Origin of the sequence: Pseudonocardia cypriaca (assembly GCF_006717045.1) — a bacterium.
Taxonomy (GTDB): domain Bacteria; phylum Actinomycetota; class Actinomycetes; order Mycobacteriales; family Pseudonocardiaceae; genus Pseudonocardia; species Pseudonocardia cypriaca.
On record NZ_VFPH01000001.1, the window covers coordinates 1800994 to 1818005 of the forward strand.

Below are 17012 nucleotides of genomic sequence, written 5' to 3' on the forward strand. Positions count from 1 at the left end.
GATTAGAGAAGGCCGCCGGATACCCTGGTGCCCGTGCCAGAACCCGACGCTCCGCGGCGTGCCGCCCTGCTCACTCTCGGCTGTGCCCGCAACGAGGTCGACTCGGAAGAGCTCGCCGGCCGGCTCACCGGCAGCGGGTGGGAGCTGGTGGACGCCGACTCCGGCACCGCCGACGTCATCGTCGTGAACACCTGCGGGTTCGTCGAGCAGGCCAAGAAGGACTCGATCGACACGCTGCTCGCGGCCTCCGACGCGGCGGCGCCCCGCGGCGCGAAGGTCGTGGCCGTCGGCTGCCTCGCCGAGCGGTACGGCGCCGAGCTGGCCGAGAGCCTGCCCGAGGCCGACGCGGTGCTCGGGTTCGACGCCTACCCGGAGCTGGCCGAGCGGCTCGGCGACGTACTCGGCGGCCACGCCCCGGCCCCGCACGTCCCGGTCGACCGGCGCACGCTGCTACCGATCTCCCCGGCCGCGCGGCCCGCCGCAGCGAGCGACGTCGCCGTCCCCGGCCACGCGTGGGTGCCGAACCTCGCGCGCACCCGGCTCTCGGACGCCCCGGTCGCCCCGCTCAAGCTCGCCTCCGGCTGCGACCGCCGCTGCGCGTTCTGCGCGATCCCGTCGTTCCGCGGGGCCTTCGTCTCGCGCCCGCCGGACGACGTGGTCGCCGAGGCGGCGTGGCTGGGCATGCACGGCGTGCGCGAGCTGGTGCTGGTCAGCGAGAACTCCACGTCCTACGGCAAGGACCTGCCCGGCGGCACCACCGCGCTCGCGCGGCTGCTCCCGCGGCTCACGCACGTCCCCGGCATCGACCGGGTGCGCGTGTCGTACCTGCAGCCCGCCGAGCTGCGCCCCGACCTCCTGGAGGTCATCGCCACCACCCCGGGCGTCGCCCCCTACTTCGACCTGTCCTTCCAGCACGCGAGCCCCTCCGTGCTGCGCCGGATGCGCCGGTTCGGCTCGCGGGAGGACTTCCTCGGGCTGTGCGAGCGGATCCGCGCGCTCGCACCGGAGGCCGGCATCCGCAGCAACGTGATCGTCGGCTTCCCCGGCGAGACCGACGACGACCTCGCGGAGCTGGAGGCGTTCCTCACCGGGGCGCGGCTCGACGCCGTCGGCGTGTTCGGCTACTCCGACGAGGACGGCACCGAGGCCGCCGGCTACGACGGCAAGCTCCCGCCGGAGGAGGTCGCCCGCCGGGTCGAGCACATCACCTCGCTCGTCGAGGAGCTGATGACCCAGCGCGCAGAGGACCGCGTCGGCACCGAGGTCACCGTGCTCGTCGAGGCCGAGGAGGACGAGGACTTCGAGTGCACCGGCCGTGCCGACCACCAGGCGCCCGAGGTCGACGGGGAGTGCGTCCTGGAACGCGGCTCCGGCCTCGAGGTGGGCGACCTGGTACGCGCGGTCGTCGTCGCCACGGAGGGCGCCGACCTGCTCGTCTCCCCGCGTGAACGCCTTCCCCGCAGCGAGCTCGCCACGGCGGGCGCCGCCCGGGAGTCGGGGTGAGCTCTGCACCGGCGAGTCCACCGCCGCTGCTGAACATCGCGAACGTCCTCACCGGTGTCCGGCTGCTGCTGGTACCGGTCTTCCTCGTCGTGCTCTTCACCGAGGACGGTCTCGACATCGGCTGGCGCCTCGCCGCCACCGGCGTCTTCGTGCTCGCCGCCATCACCGACCGGTTCGACGGCGAGCTGGCGCGCAGCCGCGGCCTCGTCACCGCGTTCGGCACCATCGCCGACCCGATCGCCGACAAGGCGCTCACCGGCTCCGCGCTCGTCGGCCTGTCCGTGCTGGCGCAGGTGCCGTGGTGGGTCACCATCGTGATCATGGGTCGCGAGCTGGGCATCACCGCCCTGCGGTTCTGGGTGCTGCGCCACGGCATCATCCCGGCCAGCCGCGGCGGCAAGGCGAAGACGCTGTGCCAGGCCATCGCGATCGGCCTGTTCCTGCTCCCGCTGCCCGAGCTGCTCGGCGCCGCGACCGTCGTCTGGGTGCTCCGATGGGCGGTGCTCGGCATCGCGATCGCCCTCACCGTCGGCACCGGGTTCGACTACGTGCTGCGGGCGTTGCGGCTCCGCGCAGCGGCGGCCGCCGCGGGTTGAGCGGCCCGCCGCGGCGCCGTGTTCGCCGTGGGCGGACGCGCCACGCCCGTGAGCACGGCGACGTGGAGCGGCGGGAGTCGGTACGGTGATCTCACCGGGTGCGGCAGGTCGCGCCCCGGCGGACGACGAGGAGGGTCGCATGGCAGTGCTGATGCGAGAGGCGATCGGCGGCAGCCTGCGACGCGTGCGCATGGCACACAGGCGCACGTTGCGGGACGTGTCACGGCGCGCGCGGGTGAGCCTCGGGTATCTGTCCGAGGTCGAGCGTGGCCGCAAGGAACCCTCCAGCGAGCTGCTCGCCGCCATCTGCGAAGCCCTCGACATCGCTCTCAGCGACCTGCTCGCCGAGGCCGCGGAGGCCATCGCCGCCGAGACGGTCGCGGCCGAGGCCGCCCGCCTGCGCCGCCCGATCGGGCTGCGCCACATGGACCTGCGCCTCGCCACCGCCACCGACGAGGGACCGCTCATCCCCACCACGCCGGTCGGTCCCGTCGCCCCGGTGGCGCCGCGTCCCGCAACCCCGCAGCCGGTCGCGCCGCAGCCCGTGGCGCTGGCGTCGGTTCGCGCCGCCTGACACCCACCGCCGTTCCACATCGGCGCCCGCCCTCGCGGCGGGCGCCGATGTGTGTGCGCATGTCGGTGTCGAGCGGCTCCGTCATCCCGTCCGGCCCGGTAGCCTGAGGTCCGGGTCGCCCCGACGGTGACCTCCGGATCATCCCCGATATCGTCGCCGATCAGTGGAAGCCGGACGGATCCGGTGCCACGATGGGGCGCAGCGCATCCGGCCGGGCAGGCCGGGTGGCCGGAACGGACGGACGACAGGCAGCGGCGAGCGCGTCGCACTCGGAGGGCGGAGCAGATGGCCAACGGTTTCACGAAGGCCTGGAAGTACCTGATGGCGCTGTTCTCGTCCAAGGTCGACGAGTACGCCGACCCGAAGATCCAGATCCAGCAGGCCATCGAGGAGGCGCAGCGGCAGCACCAGGCGCTGTCCCAGCAGGCCGCCGCCGTGATCGGCAACCAGCGTCAGCTGGAGATGAAGCTCAACCGGCAGCTCGGCGAGATCGAGAAGCTGCAGGCCTCCGCCCGGCAGGCGCTCGTGCTCGCCGACCAGGCCCGGGCCGCGGGCGACGAGACCACCGCCCAGCAGCGCGAGCAGGCCGCGCAGGCGTTCGCCAGCCAGCTGGTCACCTCGGAGCAGTCCGTCGAGGACCTCAAGACCCTGCACGACCAGGCCATCCAGGCCGCCGCGCAGGCGAAGCAGGCCGTCGAGCGCAACTCGATGCTGCTGCAGCAGAAGATCGCCGAGCGCACCAAGCTGCTCAGCCAGCTGGAGCAGGCCAAGATGCAGGAGCAGGCCGCCGCCTCGCTGCGGCAGATGACCGAGCTCGCGGCGCCGGGGAACACCCCGTCGCTGGAGGAGGTCCGCGACAAGATCGAGCGTCGCTACGCCAACGCCCTCGGCCAGGCCGACCTCGCGTCCAACTCCGTGCAGGCCCGGATGCTGGAGGTCCAGCAGTCCACGGTCGACATGGCAGGCGCGAGCCGCCTCGAGCAGATCCGCGCCTCGCTGCACGGCACGCCGGTGGCGGGCGAGGTCACCGCGGGCGACACGGCCGCCGCCCCCACCCAGCTCAACAAGCAGCAGCAGCCCGGCACCGCCTGAGCACCAGACCGCGACTCGCGGAACGTATCCGCGAGTCGCGGTCTCAGTGCGGGCGAGTCGGGCCGGGTTGGCAGGTGGGGCACCACCAGGTGGCGCGGGCGTAGACGCCCTCGCCCTGCTTCCCGGTGCGGATGCGGGTGCCGCAGCGGCGGCAGCGCTGCCCGCCCCGCTCGTACACCCAGTGCTGCCGGCCGCGGGCCAGCTCGCCGGTCGTGGACTGTTGCGGACGGTCGGCGTTGCGCAGCAGCAGGTCGCGGGAGAGCGTGATCGCGGCGGCCGGGTCGGGGACGTCGCGCACGAGCGTCCACGGGGAGAGGCCGAGCAGGAAGCACACCTCGGTCTTGTAGAGGTTGCCCACGCCGGCCATCACGCGCTGCTCGAGCAGCACGAGGCCCAGCTCCGACTCCCCGCGGGCGGTGAACCGGCGCAGCGCCTCGGCGGCGTGGTCGTCGTTCCACGCCGGGTCGAGCAGGTCGGGGCCGAGGTGCCCGACGAGCCGGTCCTCCTCGGTGGTCGGCAGGAGCTCCAGGTCGTGCAGCAGGAACCCGACGGCCGTGCGCTCGGCCGTCTCCAGCACGGCGCGCGCCTGGTGGGCGGGCCGCTGCCACGGCATGCCGGGCCGGTAGAGGTGCCAGGAGCCGTCGAGGCGCAGGTGGCTGTGCAGGCTCCGGCCGTCGTCGAACCGGGTGAGCAGGTGCTTGCCCACGGAGGCCACGTCGAGCACCGTGCGGCCGGCGAGGTCGTGCCCGACGAGCCGGGGATGACGCAGCTCGCCGCGCACCAGCTCGTTCCCGGCGAGGGCGGCGCGCAGCCGCTTCGCCGTGAGGTGGACGGTGTCGCCCTCGGGCACGCCGCCGACGGTAGCGCGCCCGGAGGGTCGGGGAGCGGGATCAACCGATCGGTGGACCCGTCTCCGGTGTGACGGTCGATCCGGTCGTCCCGCCAGCGGCGCAAGATCGACGCATGCACGGCGCACCTAGGTTGGTCCGGTGGTGACGGGGGAGCGGGAGCGCAGGCTCGACGCGGTCGAGGACCGGCTCGACACCGTGATCGGCCGGTACGGCCCGTACGCCGGGCTGGTCGTCGGTCTCGCGCTCAGCCCGCCGTTCCTCGCGGGCGGCCCGGTCTGGCCGTGGGTGCTGATCGGTGTGCTGACCCCGGTGGCGGCGTTGTGGACGGCGCTGCTGACCACGGTCCGGCCGGTGCGCGCCGAGCGCCCGGTCGTCGGTGCGGTGTACATGGCCGGGCTGATCGTGCTGATGGCAGTGCTGACCTACGCCTCGCCGCTGTTCGCGTTCGAGGCGGTCGCCGTCTACATGCACGCGTTCGCCTTCCTGCGCGGCCACTGGCGCTTCGCCGCGGTCGTGCTCGGCGCGGTGATCGTGTCCTACGCCCAGGTCGGGGGCCGGTTCGTCGAGCTCACCCCGGGCCTCGGGATCGCCATGGTCGTGCTCACCGTCGCCAACGCCCTCCTCGGCGGCGGCGGCACGTACTTCGGCGTGTTCATGTCGGAGCAGAGCGACCGCAGGCGCCGGATGATCGACGAGCTGGGTGCCGCGAACCGGCGGCTGTCGGAGGCCCTCGACGAGAACGCGAACCTGCACGCCCAGCTGCTCGCCCAGGCTCGGGAGGCCGGCGTGCTCGACGAGCGCGCCCGGCTGGCCCGGGAGATCCACGACACCATCGCACAGGGGCTCACCGGCATCGTGACCCAGCTCGAGGCGGCCGGCGTGGCGGACGGTGATCCCGTGGTGCGGCGCCGGCACATCGACACCGCCCGCGCGCTCGCCCGCGAGAGCCTCACCGAGGCCCGCCGTTCGGTCGACGCGCTCGGGCCGCGCCAGCTCGTGGAGGCGCAGCTGCCCGACGCGATCGCCGACATGGCGAAGAGGTGGGCGGAGACCAGCGGCGTCGAGCTGATCATCGACACGACGGGCGATCCCCGCGCGCTGCTGCCGGAGCTGGAGGTCACGTTGTTCCGGGTGGCGCAGGAGGCGCTCGCCAACGTGGGAAAGCACGCCGATGCCACTCGCGTCGGGCTCACGCTGTCCTACATGGACGACGTGGTGGTGCTCGACGTCCGCGACGACGGGCGCGGGTTCGCGTCCGGTGCGCGCGGCGGAGCCGGGTTCGGGCTGGTCGCGATGGAGCAGCGGGTGCGCCGCGTGGCGGGCGCCTTCAGCGTGGAGAGCGCGCCGGGCGAGGGCACGGCGCTGAGCGCGAGCGTGCCGGCGATCCCGGCGGAGGTCAGCTGATGGACCCGATCCGGGTGTTGATCGTCGACGACCACCCCGTCGTCCGCGACGGCTTGCGCGGCGTCCTCGACGGCGAGCCGGACATGCGCGTCGTCGGCGAGGCCGGACACGGCGCCGAGGCGCTCGCCCGGGCGCAGGCCACCCCGGTCGACGTCGTCCTGATGGACCTGCGGATGCCGGTCATGGGCGGCGTCGACGCGATCGGCGCGCTGCGTCGCCTGGCGCCCGAGGTGCGGGTGCTCGTGCTCACGACCTTCGACACCGATCGGGACGTGCTCCCGGCGATCGAGGCGGGTGCCACCGGTTACCTGCTCAAGGACACCCCGCGCGAGGAGCTGGTGCGTGCCGTGCGAGCGGCCCACCGCGGCGAGGCGGTGCTGTCGCCCGCCGTGGCCGGCCGGCTCATGGGCCAGGTCCGCGGCCCCGCCCAGGACGCGCTGTCCGCGCGCGAGCTGGAGGTGCTGCGGCTCGTCGCGGCGGGCTGCACGAACCGCGAGACCGCGCAGCGCCTCTTCATCAGCGAGGCGACGGTCAAGACCCACCTGCTCCACATCTACGCCAAGCTCGAGGTCCGCGACCGCGCGTCCGCCGTGGCGGCCGGCTACCAGCGGGGCCTGCTGACCTCCTAGGACGTGGGAACTGGCGTGCGGAGCGCGTACAGGACGTCGTCGCGCTCGTGGACGAACCCCAGGCGCGCCGCTACCCCGCGGCTGCCGGTGTTGTCCGGTGACGTCGACCAGGTCGGCACGTGGCCGCGGGCCCGGATGTCGGCGATGAGCGCGCCGGCGCAGGCCGTGGACAGGCCCCGCCTGCGGTGGTCGGGTTCGGTGACCACGCCGATGTCCTCGTAGCGGCCGCCGAGGTAGAAGGGGACCGCGAGCGCGGCGACCCGCCCGTCCACGACTACGCCGCGGGCCACGCCCGCCGCGAGCAGGCCCGGCACGTCTCCCCAGGTCTCGGCGATCCAGGCGCTCTCGGTGCTGAGCCCGGCGAATGCGGGAGCGTCGTCGCTGGTGAGCAGCCGCACGTCCGCGGACGGCGGCGGCACCGGCGCGGTGGCGGGCAGCACGGCGATCAGCCGGTCCCAGGGCGCGGTGGCGGGGTCGGACGCCCGCAGGGCGGGCAGCCACTCGGGCGGGGCGTCGACGAAGCCGGTCAGCTCCGCGAGGGCCGCCGCCGGCAGGTGCTCCGGGTCGCCGCGCAGCGCGAGGTTGCCCGGCAGCTCGGCGAGCACGACTCGTGGGTCGGGCCAGCGGTCCACCCGGACCCGGCCGTGCCCGGTGCGGGCGACGTGTTCGAAGACCAGCGGGCCCGGTCGTTCGGGCGTGAACCATGGGCGCAGCGGGCCGGGCGCGACGGTGAGCACGCAGTGGAGCCTGCCGCGACCGTGATCCGGTTGCCACTGGTTACCGGTACCGTAGGGGTATGGCTCCGGTGTTGCGACTCCTCGCACTCGCCGGCGCCCTCTACGCGGTGCTGGCGGGCACCGCCGCCGAGCCGGCCGTTCTCGTCGGCGCCATCGGCACCCTCGTCGTCGCTTGGGCCGTGGCCCGCGAGGTGGCCGCCGTCCTGCCCGTGCTCACCGGCACCGGGCCGGTCGTCGCCGCCCGCGACCACCACCGGGCACTCGCCCGCAGACCCGTGCCCCGCCACCGTGACCCGGACGCCCCCGGGCACACCCGCTCCCGTGCGCCGTCGGAGCTCCTTCCGGCGGTGTAGGCAGACCCACGCCGCCGGTCGACGCGTCCCCCGACCCGGCTCCCGTGGAGTGTTGCCATGTTGCTCGATCCCCTCTATCTCGCCGTCTCCGGTGTCATGTGGTGCTGGCACCAGCTGTTCGGACTCCTGCTCGGCCCGGCGAGCGGGGCCGCGTGGGCCCTGTCCGTCGTGTTCCTCGTGCTGACGCTCAGGGCTCTGCTGATCCGGCCGTTCCTGGCCCAGGTGCGATCCGCCCGGGCGCTGCGCGAGCTCACGCCGCAGCTCGCCGCGCTCCGCACCCGGCACGCCGACGACCCGGCCCGGCTCCTGCAGGAGACCGACGCGCTCCAGCGGGCGCACGGCGTCAGCGCAGCGAGCATGCTCCTGCCCGCGCTGCTGCAGCTGCCGGTGTTCCTCGGCCTGCTGCACGTGCTGACCGGCTTCACGAGCGCGACGCACACCAACTACGCGTTCGGGGCCGACGAGGTGCGCTCGTTCCTCGCCGCCCGGCTGTTCGAGGTGCCGCTGTCGGCGTACCTGAACATGCCGCTCGACGGGCTCGTCGACCACTGGCAGGTCGCGGCCGTCACCGTGCCGCTGATCCTGCTCGCCGCAGTGGCCACGCACCTCACGGCCCGGCTCTCGCTGCGCCAGCAGCCCGCGGACGGCCCACTCGCGGGAATCATGCGGTGGACGCCGTGGGTCTTCCCGCTCGGCGTCCTCGTCGGTGGGGCGTTGTTCCCGTTCCCGGTGGCGATCCTGATCTACTGGGTCACGAACGGCGCCTGGACGTTGGTGCAGCAGTGGTTGGTGCTCCGGAGCTGATCCCGGCCGTACGCTGGCGTTCGTGAAGGGTCTGCTCCTGCGGCTCTCGGCCGTGGACGCGGGCGCCGAGGCGGCCGTGCGCGTGATCGCCTACTTCGACGCCCTCGTCGAGCGCGGGGCCACACCGGCGGAGCTGGTGCGCGCCACAGCTGCGCTCGCCGAGTGCCCGGCCGGCCTGGACCGGCCGGACGGGGAGCCGCTCCGGTTCCGGCCCGACGGTTCGCCCGCTGGGGAGGTCGCGGCCACCGGCAGCGTCGAGATCGGGCCCGGCGCCGGCCGCGTGTGGCTGGCCCGCGAGGGCGGCCCGGGCCCGCTGGACGACCTCGTGCTCGAGCGGCTCGCGATCAGCGCCCGCCTGCTCGCGCACCGGCACCGCCGCACGCCCGCCCCGGACCTGGCCGATCCCGGCCTCGTCGAGCTGGTGCTCGCCGAGCGGGAGGCGCCCGAGGACCGGGCCAGGGCGTTGCGGCTGCTCGGCCTGGACGGCGACGTCCCGGTGCGCGCGCTGGCGGTCTCCGCCGACGGCGACCCGGGCGCGGCCGCGGTCGCGCTCGTCACCCGTGGCCGGCGCCTGCGGGCCGCGCGCGTGGCCGTCATCGGAGACCGGGCCGCCATGCTGCTGCAGCCGCGCGAGTCGGCGGCCTCCGTGGTGTCGGACTTGCGGGCGGCGCTGGAGGAGCAGGCTCGCGAGCGCCGCGCCGCCCCGGCCGTTCTGGTCGGCGTCGGGTCGCCGGTGCGTGGCCTGGAGGCCCGCACGTCGTGGAAACAGGCGAAGCTCGCCCTGCGCTTCGCGACCCAGGACGACCCGATCATCGATCACCACGAGCTCGGGTCAATCGCCCTGCTGGGCGAGCTGCCACCCGAACGGCTCCGCGTCCAGCCCGACGTCGTCGCGCTGAGCGCGTTGCCGGCCACCGACCTGGCCGCGCTCGAGGCGTTGTGCCGCACCGGATCGCTCCGCAAGGCCGCGGCGCTGCTGCACCTGCACCACAGCTCCGTGGCCGACCGGCTCGCCCACGTCGAGAACGAGCTGGGCTGGCGCCTCGACGAGCCGCAGGACCGGTTCCGCGCCCGGTTCGCCCTGCTCGCCCGGCGGCTGTCGGGGCGCTAGTGGGGCACTAGAGCCCGAGGGCGCGGCGCAGCACGGTCAGTGCCTCGTCGGCCTCGCGCCGGCTCACCTCCGCCTGCTCCACCAGCGACGAGCCGTGGAACGTCCCCGGGAAGGCGTGCAGCTCCACCGAGACGCCCGCGTGCATGAGGGCCTGGGCGTAGGCGATGCCCTCGTCGCGCAGCGGGTCGAACTCCATCACGGAGACGTAGGCGGGCGGCAGCCCGGTGAGGTCGGTCGCACGGGCGGGTGCCGCGTAGATCGGGACGTCGGGGGTGCCGCGCTTGCCGGCGCCGAGGTAGGAGTCCCAGCTGACCACGGCGTTCGGCCGGTTCCAGATCGGCGTGTCGGTGAACGCGCGCATGCTCGGCGTGTCGAGGCGGTCGTCCAGCTCGGGCACGCCGAGGTACTGGAACGCGATGGACGGGCCGCCGCGGTCGCGGGCGAGCAGCGCGAGTCCCGCGCACAGGCCGCCGCCTGCGCTCTCACCGTGGATCGCGATGCCGTCCGGGTCGATGCCGAGCGCGTCGGCGTTCTTCGCCACCCACACGAGCCCGGCGTAGCAGTCCTCCAGCCCCGCCGGGTAGGGGTGCTCGGGCGCGAGCCGGTAGTCCACGGTCACGACCGTGACGCCGAGCCCGCGGGCGAGTCGCAGGTTGTGCCCGTCGAACATGTCGATCGTGCCGAGCATGAAGCCGCCGCCGTGGACGTCGTAGATCGCAGCGGGTGCCACTGGCCGGTCCGGGGTGTAGATCCGCAGCCGCACGTCGGGAGCACCGTCCGGGCCCGGCACGAGCTCGTCGCGGACCTGCACGCCGGAGCGGTCGGGCTCGCCGAACGCGGCGGCGAAGGTCTCGCCCATCTCCGCACGGGCGGTCGGGACATCGGAGATCTCGAAGACCGGCATCATCGCCACCGCTGCGGCGAGCTCGGGGTCGAACGAGTAGCTCATGGGGAGTCTCCACGGTTGTTGACGGTCGGATACCACTGATCGTCCTCACCGAGCGGGCTCCGGGCACCCGCCGTGCGTCGGGATTCCGTGACCGCGCTCCCGACGATCGCGCACCCCGGTCCCGTGACCCCGGTATTTCCCGGGCGGGGCTGCCGCTCCTGGTGTCGGTCGGCTCGTCGACCCACGCCGAGGAGGTGGCGCCGTGCCCACCGCACCCCCCGGACCACCGCCGCCCGATGTTGCCGACCAGCTCGAAGCGCTGTCGCGCGTGCTGGACCGGCAGCTGCAGGCGAAGACGGCGACGAACCTCCTCGTCGCCACCTGGAACGTGCGCGCGTTCGACCGCTTCGACGCCAAGTGGCGATCGGCGCTCGGGGACTCGCCGATCCGCGACCGCAGCAACGTCGCGTGCATCGCCGAGATCGTCCGTCGCTTCGACGTGGTCGCGATCCAGGAGGTGCGGCGCAGCGCCGGGGCCTTCCAGGCGATGATGGCCGACCTCGGTGAGCAGTGGGCGTTCCTGGTCACCGACGTCACCGACGGCAGAGCCGGGAACAACGAGCGCCTCGCATTCGTGTACGACACCACCCGCCTGCGGGCCTCCGGACTGGCCTGCGAGCTCGTCGTGGCGGCGAAGGACGCCGACATCCCGGCCGGCACCTTGACCGAGCAGTTCGCCCGCACCCCGTACGCGGTCGGCTTCGCCCGCGGCGACACCCGCTTCACCCTGGTCACGCTGCACGTCCTGTACGGCAACGCGCCTGCCGACCGGATTCCGGAGCTGACCGCCGTCGCGCGGTGGCTGGCCCGCTGGTCGGCCGGCAAGGACCCGTGGGGGGAGAACCTCATCGCGCTGGGTGACTTCAACATCGACCGGCGCGACGACCCGCTCTTCCAGGCGTTCACGTCGACCGGCCTGCGGCCGCCCGCCGCGCTGAACCACATACCGCGCACCATCTTCGACGATCCTGACGCGGCACCCGACAACCACCACTTCTACGATCAGATCGCCTGGTTCCCCGAGGGACGGGCGAAGCTGTCGATGCCGTTCGTCAACGCCGGCACCTTCGACTTCACGAACGACCTCATCCCGGCCGACACCGAGGTGCAGCTGTCCTGGCGGATCTCCGACCACCTACCACTGTGGTGCGAGTTCACCCCGTGAAGGACGTGGCGCTCAGCCGCAGGCCCGCACCCGGGCAGCGGCCAGCCGCAGTCCGCGCCGCGCACCGTGACGCGCGACGGCGGTGAGGGCGTACGCGCTGCAGCTCGGCGTGGAGGGGCAGGTGGGCGTGAAGCGGCTCAGCCACCGCTGGTAGCCCAGCAGCGCCGAGCGCACCAACCCGCTCGCGCCATGGGCCGGCACCACGGCCGCCGCCACGAGGAGCAGGGGCGGGACGCGCAGCAGCGAGAAGTCGCACGGTCCGTCGCAGCTGCAGCCGTCACCACCACCACCACCGCGCCCGCGCCCGAGCCGTGCGCAACCGGAGCCGCAGGACCGCACCGAGTCGAGGACCTCACAGGTGTCGCCCGCCGCCTCGAGCCTGTCCTGCCGCTCCTCGCGCCGCCGTTGCCGCCGTTCGCGCCGCCGCCGCTGCCGCTCGGTCTCGTCACCCGCGTCCCCGTGCTGCCGCACCCGTGCCTCCTCCGCGGCCACCCCGATCGGGTGATGTTCCGCGGCGGGATCATGCACACACCTCGCCGGACGTCCGGCCGAGGGTCAGGCCCGCAGCCGCAGCCCCTTCGGCGTGACGCGGAACCCGGCCTCGGTGAGCACCTCGGCCAGGTCGGAGCCGAGGGAGCCGACCCCGTCGGCACGCTCGACGGCCAGGCTCCCGAGCCACCCCTCGTGCACGGCACCGGCGAGGGCGTGGGCGGCCGCGACGAGCTCGTCGCGTTCCGCACCGAACGACAGCAGCGACCGGCCGCCCCGCTCCACGTACAGCACCGGCGCGCCCTCGACGAGCACGACGAGGGCGCCCGCCTTGCGGCCGGGGCGGTGCTTGCTCTCGCCGACCGTGGCCGGCCAGGAGAGGGCCGCGCCGTAGGGCTGGGCCGGGTCGGCTGCGGCGAGCACCACGCCGGCCAGGTGGCTGCCGGACGTGCCGTCGGGGCGGGAGAGCGCGCGCAGCCGGTCGATCGCGCCGGGCACCGCGAACTGGGCCGCTCCGAGGCCCTCGACGACGTACCCGCGCCGGGCGCGGCCGGAGTCCTCCATCGCCCTCAGCACCCGGTAGACCCCGGCGAACCCGCCGCTCACGCGCTCGGTGCCGAGCGCGCCGCGGGTGAGCACCCCGTGGCGCTCCAGGAACGCCTCGGCCCGGGCGTGGGCCCGGCGGGTGGGGTCGGGTTCGCGGGCGACGGCCAGGGACCAGCGCCCGCCGACCGACGGCGGACCGGTGCGGGTGGGCATCGCGGGGCGTCCGGCGCGCAGCTGCGCGTACCGGCCGCGGCCGGGGCTGCGCCGCGTGCGGTGGGCAGGTGCGGACCGCCCGGCGCTCCCCAGCCGCCCGCGTAGCGGCGCGAGCGTGTCGTTGGTGAGCAGGCCGGCCCAGACCAGGTCCCATACCGCGCCGACCACCGCGTCGTCGGGTGGGGCCTGCTCCCCGGTGTCGATCAGGGTGCGCGCCGCCCGGTCGGCGAGCTCGCGGAAGAACAGGGCCCCGCCACCGACGGGTGGGGAGTCGAGGTCTGGCAGGCCCAGCGCGGCGAGTACGGCCCGGTGCAGCGGGGTGGTGACGGTGTCGGCCTCCGGCTCCGGCAGCAGCAGGTCGGCGACGTCGGCCGGAGCGACCGCGAGCCAGCCGTCGGAGCCGCCGAGCGGGCCACAGCCGGTCCAGGTGACCTCGCCCGCCGCGGTGAGCTCGTCGAGCAGCGCGGGCGTGTAACCGGGCAGCCGCGCCGGCAGGATCAGCGACTCCAGCGCGCTGGCCGGCAGCGGCGCCCCGGCCAGCTGCTCGACGACGCCGAGCACGTCCTCCGCGCCGGGTGCCCGGCGCATCCGGCCCCGCCGCTCGCCACCGGGCGCGATCTGCACGCCCTGCCACGCGGGCAGGAACCGTCCGAGCGCCCGCTGCTCCACCGGCTCGACCTCGGCCCGCAGCCGCGCGAGCGACGCCCGCCGCAGCCGGCGCAGCACCTCGGCGTCGCAGTACTCGACGGGGTCGACGGCGTGCGCGGCAGCGGGTTGCAGGGCCAGCGGGCGCAGCTCGCCGCGCACGAGCCGTCCGGCGCCGACCAGGCGGTCGAGCACGCCGGCCACCACAGCGACCCCGAGCCCGAAGCGGGCAGCGCACTCGGCCGCCGCGAACGGCCCGCGGGTGCGGGCGTAGCGCAGCACCAGGTCGCCGAGCGGGTCGGCGACCGGCTCGGTGAAGGTCTCCGGCACGCCGACGGGGAGCGCGGCGCCGAGCGCGTCGCGCACGCGTCCGGCGTCCTCGATCGCGATGAAGCGCTCCTCGCCCGCGATGCGCACCCGGATGGCCCGCCGGGCGGCCTCCAGCTCCTGCAGCCACTCCTCGCGGACGCCCCGCGCTGCGCCCTCTGCGATGGAGAGGTCGCCGATGAACCGCAGCAGGTCGGCCGCGCCCTCGGCGTCGCGGGCGTGCCGGTCGGGCGCCAGCCGTTGCAGCTGCGCCTCCACCTCGCTGACGACCTCCGGCTCCAGCAGCTCGCGGATGGCCTCCGAGCCGAGCAGCTCGGCGAGCAGGGTGGAGTCGAGCGAGAGGGCAGCGGCCCGGCGCTCGGCGAGCGGCGCGTCGGACTCGTAGAGGAACATCCCGACGTAGCCGAAGAGCAGGCTGCGCGCGAACGGCGACGGCGACGGCGTGGTCATCTCGACGACCTGCACCTTGCGCGCCTGCACCTCACCCATCAGCTCGCGCAGGCCGGGCAGGTCGTACACGTCCTGCACGCACTCGCGCATCGCCTCGAGCGTGATCGGGAACTGCTCGTAGCGCCCGGCCACCGTGAGCAGCTGCGACGCACGCTGCCGTTGCTGCCACAGGGGTGTGCGGCGGCGCGGGTCGCGGCGGGGGAGCAGCAGCGCACGAGCTGCGCACTCCCGGAACCGGGCCGCGTACAGCGACGATCCGCCCAGCTCGGCGACGACGACCTGCTCCACCTCGGCCGGGTCGAGCAGCACGTCCTCCGCGGTGGGCACGACCTCGGCGCCGGAGTCGTCGACGGCGTCGGGCAGGCGCAGCACGATGCCGTCGTCGGCGGCCGAGGCGTGCACCTCCACCCCGCGCCGCTCGCGCATGCGGGCCGCGATCGCGAGCGCCCACGGCCCGTTGACCTTGGACCCGAACGGCGAGTGCACGACCAGCCGCCAGTCGCCCAGCTCGTCGCGGAACCGCTCGACCAGGATGGTGCGGTCGCTCGGCACGTGGCGGGTGGCCTCGCGCTGTTCGCGCAGGTAGGCGAGGAGGTTGTCGATCGCCCACTCGTCGAGCCCGGCCGCGGCGGCGCGCTCCCGCGCGGCCTCCTCCGACAGGCCCGCCATCTCCCGGACGAACGCCCCGACCGCCCGCCCGAGCTCCAGCGGCCGCCCGATCTGCTCGCCCTTCCAGAACGGCATCCGCGCGGGCTGGCCCGGCGCCGGGGTGACGATCACGCGGTCGTGGGTGATGTCCTGGACGGTCCAGCTGGACGTGCCGAGCAGGAACGTGTCGCCGACCCGCGACTCGTAGACCATCTCCTCGTCGAGCTCGCCCACCCGCGAGCCGCGCCCGTCGGCCCCGCCGGGCGTCATGACCGTGAACAGGCCGCGGTCGGGGATGGTGCCACCGGAGGTGACGGCGAGACGCTGCGCGCCCGGGCGGCCCTGCAGGGTGTCGGTGACCCGGTCCCAGGTGATGCGGGCGCGCAGCTCGCCGAACTCCTCGGACGGGTAGCGCCCGGCGAGCATGTCGAGCACGGCGTGCAGCGCCGACTCCGGCAGCGCCGCGAACGGCGCCGCGCGGCGCACCACCTGCGCGAGGTCCTGGAGCTGCCACGGCTCCAGCGCCGTCATCGCGACCACGTGCTGCGCGAGCACGTCGAGGGGGTTGCGCGGGTAGCGCATCGACTCGATGGCGCCGCTCGTCATCCGCTCGGCGACGACCGCGCAGGACACGAGGTCGCCCCGGTACTTGGGGAACACCACGCCTCGGGAGATCGCCCCGACCTGGTGGCCTGCGCGCCCCACCCGTTGCAGCCCGGACGCCACGCTCGGCGGCGCCTCCACCTGCACGACGAGGTCGACCGCGCCCATGTCGATGCCCAGCTCCAGGCTCGAGGTGGCCACCACGCAGGGCAGCCGCCCGCTCTTGAGCTCCTCCTCGACGAGCGTGCGCTGCTCGCGCGACATCGACCCGTGGTGCGCCTTCGCCACGGTGGGCAGCGCCCCGCCGCCGATGCCGGACTGGCCGATGGCCTCCGCCGGGAAGGTGTCGAGGTCGACGGCTTCCTCGACCTCCTCGGCCGCCAGCTCGTTGAGCCGGGCCGTGAGCCGCTCGGCCAGCCGCCGCGAGTTGGAGAAGACGATCGTGGACCGGTGCTCGCGCACCAGGTCGAGCAGCCGCCGCTCCACGGCAGGCCAGATCGAGGGCCGCTGCGCCGTGCCCGCCGCGGACCCGACGACCTCCTCGTCGGAGCTGCCCACGGCGGGCTGCTCGTCGAGCGCGGCGAGGTCGGGCACCGGTACCTGGACGGCGACCTCGATCGTCTTCGGGATCGGCGGCTGGATCACCTCGACCGGGCGCGCGCCCGCGAGGAACGTGGAGACCTCGTCGACGGGGCGCACGGTGGCCGACAGCCCGATCCGCTGGGCGGGCCGGGGGAGCAGCTCGTCGAGCCGTTCGAGGGACAGGGCGAGGTGGGCGCCGCGCTTGGTGGCGGCGACGGCGTGCACCTCGTCGACGATCACGGTCTCCACCCCGCGCAGCGACTCCCGCGCCGCCGAGGTGAGCAGCAGGAACAGCGACTCCGGGGTGGTGACGAGCACGTCGGGCGGGGTGCGGGCGAACTGGCGGCGCTCGTCGGCGGGGGTGTCGCCGGTGCGCATGCCCACGGTGATGTCCGGGACGGGGAGACCCAGCCGCGTGGCCGCCTGGCGGATGCCGGCGAGCGGCGAGCGCAGGTTGCGCTGGACGTCGACGGCCAGCGCCTTGAGCGGGGACACGTACAGCACCCGGCAGCGGTGGGCGGCCTCGGCGGGTGGCCCGGCCGCGAGCCGGTCGAGCGCCCACAGGAACGCGGCGAGGGTCTTGCCGGAGCCGGTGGGCGCGACGACGAGCGCGTGCCGGCCCGCCTGCGCCGCCGCCCACGCACCCTCCTGGGCCGCGGTGGGCGCGACGAAGGCCCCGCGGAACCAGTCCGCGGTGGCGGGGGAGAAACCGTCGAGCGCGCTCACGGGATCCATGATGCG

The 17012-nt window shown here is 74.8% G+C and carries 15 protein-coding genes; 10 read left to right on the plus strand and 5 right to left on the minus strand.

Annotated elements, in window-relative coordinates; all coding sequences use genetic code 11:
• Nucleotides 1-33: 33 nt before the first annotated feature.
• The 4 genes from rimO to FB388_RS08500 all read left to right on the plus strand — a co-directional run bounded on the left by rimO (nucleotide 34) and on the right by FB388_RS08500 (nucleotide 3765).
• Nucleotides 34-1503 carry a 30S ribosomal protein S12 methylthiotransferase RimO gene (gene rimO, locus FB388_RS08485; RefSeq protein ID WP_425468534.1) on the plus strand — a complete coding sequence of 490 codons (1470 nt, stop codon included), beginning with the start codon at nucleotides 34-36 and terminating at the stop codon, nucleotides 1501-1503.
• Nucleotides 1500-2099 (plus strand): CDP-diacylglycerol--glycerol-3-phosphate 3-phosphatidyltransferase, encoded by a 600-nt coding sequence (gene pgsA / locus FB388_RS08490; protein WP_142099149.1) that lies wholly within the window; start codon nucleotides 1500-1502, stop codon nucleotides 2097-2099. The genes rimO and pgsA overlap by 4 nt, the downstream gene beginning before the upstream one ends.
• Before the next feature lie 139 nt (nucleotides 2100-2238).
• Nucleotides 2239-2673: a helix-turn-helix domain-containing protein gene (locus FB388_RS08495; RefSeq protein ID WP_142099151.1), complete on the plus strand. Its 435-nt coding sequence runs from the start codon at nucleotides 2239-2241 to the stop codon at nucleotides 2671-2673.
• A 285-nt stretch (nucleotides 2674-2958) separates the two neighbouring features.
• On the plus strand, nucleotides 2959-3765 hold the full coding sequence (locus FB388_RS08500) for a PspA/IM30 family protein (RefSeq protein ID WP_142099153.1): 807 nt from the start codon (nucleotides 2959-2961) through the stop codon (nucleotides 3763-3765).
• A 43-nt stretch (nucleotides 3766-3808) separates the two neighbouring features.
• On the opposite strand, the gene FB388_RS08505 is transcribed toward FB388_RS08500, so the two are convergent.
• Nucleotides 3809-4615, minus strand: coding sequence for a DNA-formamidopyrimidine glycosylase family protein (locus tag FB388_RS08505; RefSeq protein WP_142099155.1), 807 nt, complete (start codon nucleotides 4613-4615; stop codon nucleotides 3809-3811).
• Nucleotides 4616-4754: 139 nt separating this feature from the next.
• Between FB388_RS08505 and FB388_RS08510 the strand changes: the two genes are divergently transcribed.
• Nucleotides 4755-6020: a sensor histidine kinase gene (locus tag FB388_RS08510; RefSeq protein ID WP_142099157.1), complete on the plus strand. Its 1266-nt coding sequence runs from the start codon at nucleotides 4755-4757 to the stop codon at nucleotides 6018-6020.
• Nucleotides 6020-6649, plus strand: a complete 630-nt coding sequence (locus FB388_RS08515; RefSeq protein WP_142099159.1) for a response regulator — start codon at nucleotides 6020-6022, stop codon at nucleotides 6647-6649. The genes FB388_RS08510 and FB388_RS08515 overlap by 1 nt, the downstream gene beginning before the upstream one ends.
• Here the strand turns inward: FB388_RS08515 and FB388_RS08520 are convergent.
• Complete coding sequence (locus FB388_RS08520) at nucleotides 6646-7386, minus strand: GNAT family N-acetyltransferase (protein ID WP_142099161.1); 741 nt, start codon at nucleotides 7384-7386, stop codon at nucleotides 6646-6648. The two genes, FB388_RS08515 and FB388_RS08520, sit on opposite strands and share 4 nt — an antisense overlap.
• A gap of 59 nt (nucleotides 7387-7445) precedes the next feature.
• On the opposite strand from FB388_RS08520, the gene FB388_RS39300 reads away from it, so the two are divergent.
• Genes FB388_RS39300 through FB388_RS08530 form a run of 3 tightly spaced genes read left to right on the plus strand, consistent with a single transcriptional unit; the run spans nucleotide 7446 to nucleotide 9654 of the window.
• A complete protein-coding gene (locus FB388_RS39300; RefSeq protein ID WP_170225531.1) occupies nucleotides 7446-7739 on the plus strand; it encodes a DUF6412 domain-containing protein in 294 nt (97 codons plus the stop codon).
• A 57-nt stretch (nucleotides 7740-7796) separates the two neighbouring features.
• Nucleotides 7797-8543 (plus strand): membrane protein insertase YidC, encoded by a 747-nt coding sequence (gene yidC / locus FB388_RS08525; protein ID WP_246121757.1) that lies wholly within the window; start codon nucleotides 7797-7799, stop codon nucleotides 8541-8543.
• A 22-nt stretch (nucleotides 8544-8565) separates the two neighbouring features.
• Nucleotides 8566-9654 (plus strand): PucR family transcriptional regulator, encoded by a 1089-nt coding sequence (locus tag FB388_RS08530; RefSeq protein WP_142099163.1) that lies wholly within the window; start codon nucleotides 8566-8568, stop codon nucleotides 9652-9654.
• Nucleotides 9655-9661: 7 nt separating this feature from the next.
• Here FB388_RS08530 and FB388_RS08535 read toward each other — a convergent pair whose 3' ends face one another.
• Nucleotides 9662-10603 (minus strand): alpha/beta hydrolase, encoded by a 942-nt coding sequence (locus FB388_RS08535; protein WP_142099165.1) that lies wholly within the window; start codon nucleotides 10601-10603, stop codon nucleotides 9662-9664.
• A gap of 202 nt (nucleotides 10604-10805) precedes the next feature.
• On the opposite strand from FB388_RS08535, the gene FB388_RS08540 reads away from it, so the two are divergent.
• Nucleotides 10806-11768 (plus strand): endonuclease/exonuclease/phosphatase family protein, encoded by a 963-nt coding sequence (locus tag FB388_RS08540; RefSeq protein ID WP_142099167.1) that lies wholly within the window; start codon nucleotides 10806-10808, stop codon nucleotides 11766-11768.
• Nucleotides 11769-11780: 12 nt separating this feature from the next.
• Here FB388_RS08540 and yidD read toward each other — a convergent pair whose 3' ends face one another.
• Together yidD and FB388_RS08550 are read right to left on the minus strand one after the other, a co-directional pair.
• Complete coding sequence (gene yidD / locus FB388_RS39850; protein WP_211361824.1) at nucleotides 11781-12239, minus strand: membrane protein insertion efficiency factor YidD; 459 nt, start codon at nucleotides 12237-12239, stop codon at nucleotides 11781-11783.
• 84 nt (nucleotides 12240-12323) lie between these two features.
• On the minus strand, nucleotides 12324-17006 hold the full coding sequence (locus FB388_RS08550) for an ATP-dependent helicase (protein WP_142099169.1): 4683 nt from the start codon (nucleotides 17004-17006) through the stop codon (nucleotides 12324-12326).
• Nucleotides 17007-17012 lie beyond the last annotated feature (6 nt).